The following is a 6289-nucleotide window of genomic DNA, read 5'->3' on the forward strand; positions in this document are numbered from 1 at the left end:
AGATTGTCTTGAGCCTGCGCGCGCTCGTGCAATCCACGGGGCGCTGGACGCAGTTCTGGGACAAGATCGATCAGTTTGGTGCTCGGCCCTGTTAGGATACATTATCGAAAGGCACCACCCGACTTACACATGAAATTTAGGCAAAAGCCGATTTCCGTCCAGTTTGTGCTCCCATGTTTGAAAAAACATATGCAATTCAACAGGGACTTTCTGAACAGACTCTGAGGTACCAGCACCGTCCAGAGCGCGCGGGCGATCATCAGGGCGGCCATCAGCCACAGGACGATGCCGAGCGCGGTCCGCAGCCGCGAGCGCTCCTCGCGCCCGCGCAGCAGCGCCCAGGCCGGGACGGCGAAGAAGAAGGCCATGATCAGCGAGGCAATGAGGATGCGCGGCGGCGAGGACAGGCCCGAAAAGAGCGCCGCCGCCAGCATCAATCCCGCCGTGACGCCGAGATGCAGATCACGGCTGACCGGACGCCCGACGATCCGGAAGATGGCCCAGCATTCGTAGGCCAGCCCGCAGAAGAGCGCGGCGTTGCCGACCGGGATATAGACAAAGTCGGGGATGGTGTCGCGCCCGGAGAGGACGAGCCAACCGAGGCCTTGCAGCAGCTTGGCGGCGATCCAGAAGGGGTTGTCCTGCGCATCGCGGCCGCTGGTAGAGAATCAGCTCCAGGCCGAAGACCAGATTGCCCAGCGCCAGGATGAAGAGGATGGTCTTAATATCCATCGTCGCGATCCCGTCAATCCGGCTCGGAGCGAGCGTCTCCGGGCAGCCCGGACCTCCGACCGGCGTCGGCGCACAACGCCATGAAACGCTCCAGATCGAAGGTATAGGCCCAGTGCGCGAGGGTGTGCTCCAGCGCTGAATCGCGGCCACGGATGCCCTCCAGCAGCGCGCCGATCCGCTCGAAATCGGCCAGTTCCACCGCCTGCTCCAAGGCGGCGCGCCACTCGGCGGGACAGGCGGCCAGACGCTCGGCCGCGACCGCGGGCGACAAGGACGGGGTGGGCGGCGGCGCGGTGTCGCGCGTCAGCCGCAGACCGGCGTGACGCTCCAGGAGGTCGAGCAGTTCATCGGCCTCGAAAGGCTTGCGGGCGAAGGCATCGCAGCCGATGGCGAGGAAGTGGTCCCGCTGCTCGTCGAAGGCGCTCGCGGTGAGCGCCACCACGATGGAGCGCACCGCCTCGGACCGCTCGCGCATGCGCGCCTTGATCGCGCGGGTCGCCTCTTCCCCCGACATGACCGGCATGCGCATGTCCATGAAGATCACCTGGGGCTGCCAGGTTTCCCAGATCTCCACCGCCTCCCGGCCATTGGCCGCCTCGCGGATCTCCAGCACCGGGGGACGCGGATTGAGTGCGTTCAGCAGGGCGCACAGTGGCGCGCGGTTGTCCTCCAGGTCATCCGCCACCAGGACGCGCTGGAGCGGCTGATCCGGCTCCAGGCCGAGGATCCGGCCCCTGGGCGCGAGCGGCGCCGGCTCGGCGACATCGACCGGCGGCAGGGTCAGGGCAAAGGTGAAGCGGCTGCCCTGGCCCGGTACGCTCGTGACGCTCAACGCGCCGCCCATGAGCCGCACGAACTGCCGACTCAGCGCCAGCCCCAAACCGGTGCCGCCCGGCGTGACCCGCCCGCTCTCGGCCTGGGTGAAGGGATCGAAGATCCGCTCCAGTTCGTCGGGGGCGATCCCAATTCCGGTATCGGCAACGCTGAAGTGGATCCGGTCGCCGCCGCGACCCTCGGCGCTCAGGATCACCGTCCCGCTCCGGGTAAACTTGATGGCATTGCTGACCAGATTGATCAGCACCTGACGCAGCTTCAAGGCGTCGCCGGCGACCCGACGCGGAAGCTGATGGGTCGCGACGCTCAGGGTCAGTCCCTGGTCATGGGCGCGTGGCCGAAAAATGGCCTCCGTTTCCCGTATCAGCGCGGCCGGGTCGAAGGGCGCGCGCTCGCAGGTCAGCCGACCGGCCTCGATCTTGGCCATGTCGAGGATGTCGTTGAGGAGGGCCAACAGATGCTGGCCGCTGCGCAGGATCGTCGCGAGCTGGTTGCCGTGCTCGGCGCTCAACTCGGGTGCCCGCATGAGCACCTGAGCGAACCCGAGGATGGCGTTGAGCGGGGTGCGGATCTCATGGCTCATGTTGGCGAGGAAGGCGGATTTGGCGCGGTTGGCCAGCTCGGCGGCGTCCCGCGCCTGCTGGAGTTCCTGCTCGTGGCGCCGGCGCTCGCTGACGTCCTGGACCTGGGAGATGAAATACCGGGGTTGACCCTGGGCATCGCGCACCAGCGACGAGGCGATCTGGCAGTCAATGATCTGGCCATGACGATGACGATAGCGCTTCTCGAAGGTCGCGCTGTCGCCCTCGCCCCGCACCGCTTGACCCATATACCCTGGGCTCAGGCCCAGATCCTCGGGCACGGCCAGGTCATTGACGCTCATCCCTTCCAGCTCCTGCTGGCGGTAACCGAAGATGGCGGTCATCTTGTCATTGACCTGCAACAGCCGGCCCTGGGGATCCACCAGACACATGCCGGTATTGGCATTGTCGAAGGCGAGGCGGAATTTCTCCTCGCTCTCGCGCAACGACCGCTCCCGTTGCGCGATGGCCTCGGCCATGGTCCGAAAGCGCGTGTGAATACTGTCGATCTCGACGAAACGCTGGCCGCTGGGTTCCCCGGCGAGCGGCCGGCCTCGTTCCAGATCCCGCATCCGCTCGGCGAAGGCGGCGACGGGTTGCAGGAGCAGACGATTCAATCGCCGATTCTTGAGGTAGACCAGCAGGATCATGCCGGCCAGAAAACCGAGCGTGGCGAGCAGGAGGATACTGCGTTGGGTCTCCAGCGGTTGGGTCGGAATGAGCGTCACGATCCTGGCGCCCAGCGTGATGCGCGTCGAGATCAGCGGAATCCAGTCCTGCCCCCTGGCGTGCAGCGTGCGGCGCGCGGAGGGCGCCCCGGCCCAGTGTTTGAGATCGATGGATGGGAACTTGAGATCGGCGTCACCCGAGAGCATGACGAATCCGTCGCTCGCGACCAACATCAGTGGAGTTCCGGCGAAACGCGAAAACTCGCTCAGGAAGTCCTGAACATAGCTGAGATTCAGGCGCCCCAGGTAGAGGTCGCCCGCCGAACGCAGGGCAAGATAGACGCTGGGCGCATCGTCTTCATAACCGCGCATGATGTCGGAGAACGCCGCCCGCGCGTCCAGCGTCCTCAAATAGCCGCCGAGCTTGCCGCCCGACAGGGAAAAGCCGACGAAGACCCGGCTACCCGCCGTCGCCTTATACATGCGCGCCACGCGCAGTTTCTCGTCGAGGCGGTAGAGATCCGAGAAGGCGTCCAGGAATCGCAGCACCTCCGGCGAGCGACTCGGCTCGGGCAATGCGATGAAGCGTTCGACGTCTTGCCGGGCCTCATCGAGCTGCTTGCCAATGAACAGATCGACCTTGTTGGCGTCGGCCAGACGCAGTTGCAGGTATCTTTGCCCCAACTCGCCCATGGCGAGCCAGATGGTCAGGAACAGGATGGCCGAGATCAGCAGCAGCGCCGAGAACTCCAGAAAGAGGTTGTAACGCCAGAAGGTGGTGCGCCGCTGGCGGATCGGAGCCATCACTGGAGTTCTCGGTCGAGATCCCGCAGGAAGTGGAAGTCGCCGGTCACGTCTCCGGCGCGGTCGAAGGCGATCGGCCCCAGGCTGGTCTGGTGTGTCGGGACCGCGAGCAGATCGCGCTTGACCGCCTCGGGCGTGTCGTGACCCTGTTGGAAGGCCCGGTCGAGGAGTTCCAGCGCCTGGCGTACCTCGATGGTCATGGCGTGCGGCTCATAGCCGAAGCGGGTGCGGAAACGCCGGAAATAGTCGTCGATCGCTGGATCGGCGTGGCGCGAGGGATGCTGGCTGGGCAGGACGACGCGCCCGATGGCCTCGCCCAGGGTGTCGAGAATGGCCGGCGAGCGCGCCCAGGGCGTTAGCAGGATCGGCGCCTCGGGATGCAGGGCGTGAAACAATTGCGCGAGGTTGCCGATGGCGGTCTGGTAGCCGCCCGCCAGAACATAGAGCGCATCATAAGGCTCGATCATGAGCGCGCGTTCGTCCTCGGGTTGGAACGCCGAGATCGTCAGCTTGCGCTGAACGACTTGCCAGTGGCCCGACGTGGCGAGCGCGGCGGAGAAGGCCGCGAACGCCGGATCGGTATAGGCCAGATTGCCGCTGTCCTGCAGGACCAGGAGACGGCGCCCCGGCCAGCCGGCGACCTCGCGGGCAATGGCGCGCTGCTCCTGCTCGGCGTCGGGGGTAATGCGCAGCAGAAAGTCATCCTTGCCAGTGAGCGCCGGGCTGGTCGAGGCCGTGTTGATGACGAGCGCCCGACCGTCCGCGAACAACGGCAGGCTTGCCACCGCGCAATGGGACGGATGGGTGGAGACGAAGAAACGCACCCCGCGCGCCATGGCGTCCGCGATGACGCGGGGCGTGCGCTCCGGTTTCCATTCGTCGTCCACCGGCACCAGTTGGATACGCGTGTCCGGATGCTCTTCCAGAAAGAGATCGCCGGCGTTCATCTCGCTGGAGCCGACCACCGCGCCGGAGGCCATCCAGGTAATCAGCCCGACCTGGATGGGGGGCACTGGACGCAGCAGCCACCAGAGCAGCGATGCCGTGGCGGCGAGCAGCGGGAGCGCCAGGATCAGGATGGACGGCAGGGGAGGCTTTTTCATAGGCATGAGATCGGCGATGATGGTTGGGCGGGATGCAGATCATCCGGCGAGACGAGAGCGCTCGCGCCCGTCCAGAGCGATTGACTGGACAGGGATACCGAGCGTCGACCCTGTGATGATCCACGAAACCATGACAAGTACAAGCCATCTGGCCATACCCGCCATCGAAACCTCTGGATATCCCGATGCGCATCCTGATCGTCGACGACCTGCCGGACAATCTCCGTGTGCTCAGCAAGATGATGATCGACGATGGCCACCGGATCTCCGCCGTCACCAGCGGCGCCCAGGCGCTGCGTCTGGCCGAAACGATCATGCCGGATCTGATCCTGCTCGATGTCATGATGCCCGAGTTGGATGGCTACCAGACCTGCGCCGCGCTCAAGGCCAATCCATTGCTCAAGCCGATCCCGGTCATCTTCATCACCGCCCTGACCAGTGTCGAGGACGAGACCCGCGGCCTGGCGACCGGCGCGGTCGACTACATCGTCAAGCCTTTCAACGAGGCCATCGTCAAGCAGCGGGTCAGGACGCACCTGGAGCTCAAGCATCAGCGCGACCTGCTGGAGCGGCTCGCCCAGGTCGACGGCCTGACCGGCATCCCCAACCGCCGCGCCCTGGACCAACGCCTCGAACAGGAGTGGCGCCGCGCCGCTCGCGCCGGCGCGCGCCTGGGGTTGGCGATGATCGACATCGACCACTTCAAGCCATTCAACGACGCGCACGGCCATCTTCAGGGCGACGATTGTCTCCGGCGGGTGGCCGGCGTGCTGGACGAAACGCTCAAGCGTGCCGGGGATTTCGTCGCCCGTTATGGCGGCGAGGAGTTCGTCTGTCTGGTCAGCGTGGAGACCTCGGAGGGATTGGGACAGATCGCCGAACAACTGCGGATGGCGGTCGAGGCGTTGCGCATTCCGCATGCGGCATCCGCCGCGCTCCCCTGGGTGACGGTCAGTATCGGCGCCGTACTCTGCGAGCTGGCGCCACAAACGGCGGCATCCGCGTTCTTGGAGCAGGCGGATGTCCAGCTCTATCTGGCCAAGCAAGCGGGACGGAATCAAGTCTGTCTGGCATGCGGCTAACATGGCTGATCCAGCGCGTGATGGTCAGATCGAGGGGCATGCACCAGTTTGCAGATCCCCCCCGCCAAACCCATTCGGGCGGTCACATCAGTCTGATACCCCGCGGCGCGAGGGCCGGATAAACGACCGGTTCCCGATGCGGTTTCATCCTTGGTTCAGTGCTCGCGCATGGTCAGTTGTTCATGTCGTTGTGACGCCGTCCATCCGGACCCTTGCCCTGAAGCATCAGGTCCAGCTCGGAATCGCTGAGGGCATAGCGGTAGAAGCGGGCGTAGTGGTCGCGGATCTCCCGCTTGAGGTCCAGGTCGGGGAACCGGTCCGGGTAGAGCGTCTTGGCTAGGAGTCTGTCCGGCTTAGCACCCGCATCGCGAGTACAATCGTGTGTCTCACCCCGAAGCCCAGCGGAGCCTCCATGGCTGTCGAGTTCATCCCCATCGACCGAGACACCCCACTGCTGTTGCCGCCGTGCATCCAGGATTATCTCC

At 65.3% G+C, this 6289-nt stretch carries 5 protein-coding genes; 1 reads left to right on the plus strand and 4 read right to left on the minus strand.

Annotation, left to right across the window (positions count from 1 at the left end; genetic code table 11):
• Positions 1–101: 101 nt before the first annotated feature.
• The 3 genes from QZY07_RS14145 to QZY07_RS14155 form a co-directional block, all read right to left on the minus strand.
• Positions 102–434 (minus strand): hypothetical protein, encoded by a 333-nt coding sequence (locus tag QZY07_RS14145; RefSeq protein WP_295403895.1) that lies wholly within the window; start codon positions 432–434, stop codon positions 102–104.
• 311 nt (positions 435–745) lie between these two features.
• Positions 746–3619 carry a PAS domain S-box protein gene (locus tag QZY07_RS14150; protein ID WP_295403898.1) on the minus strand — a complete coding sequence of 958 codons (2874 nt, stop codon included), beginning with the start codon at positions 3617–3619 and terminating at the stop codon, positions 746–748.
• The gene (locus QZY07_RS14155) at positions 3619–4722 is read right to left on the minus strand and encodes an ABC transporter substrate-binding protein (protein WP_295403901.1); all 1104 of its coding nucleotides are present in this window, start codon (positions 4720–4722) and stop codon (positions 3619–3621) included. Before QZY07_RS14155 ends, QZY07_RS14150 begins: the two co-directional genes overlap by 1 nt.
• Before the next feature lie 185 nt (positions 4723–4907).
• Here QZY07_RS14155 and QZY07_RS14160 point away from each other — a divergent pair, with 185 nt between their 5' ends.
• A complete protein-coding gene (locus QZY07_RS14160; RefSeq protein WP_295403904.1) occupies positions 4908–5804 on the plus strand; it encodes a diguanylate cyclase in 897 nt (298 codons plus the stop codon).
• A gap of 172 nt (positions 5805–5976) precedes the next feature.
• Here QZY07_RS14160 and QZY07_RS14165 read toward each other — a convergent pair.
• The coding region (locus tag QZY07_RS14165; RefSeq protein ID WP_295403907.1) for a hypothetical protein at positions 5977–6289 on the minus strand (313 nt) is incomplete at its 5' end.

It is taken from the genome of uncultured Thiocystis sp., assembly GCF_903866365.1.
Lineage (GTDB): Bacteria > Pseudomonadota > Gammaproteobacteria > Chromatiales > Chromatiaceae > Chromatium.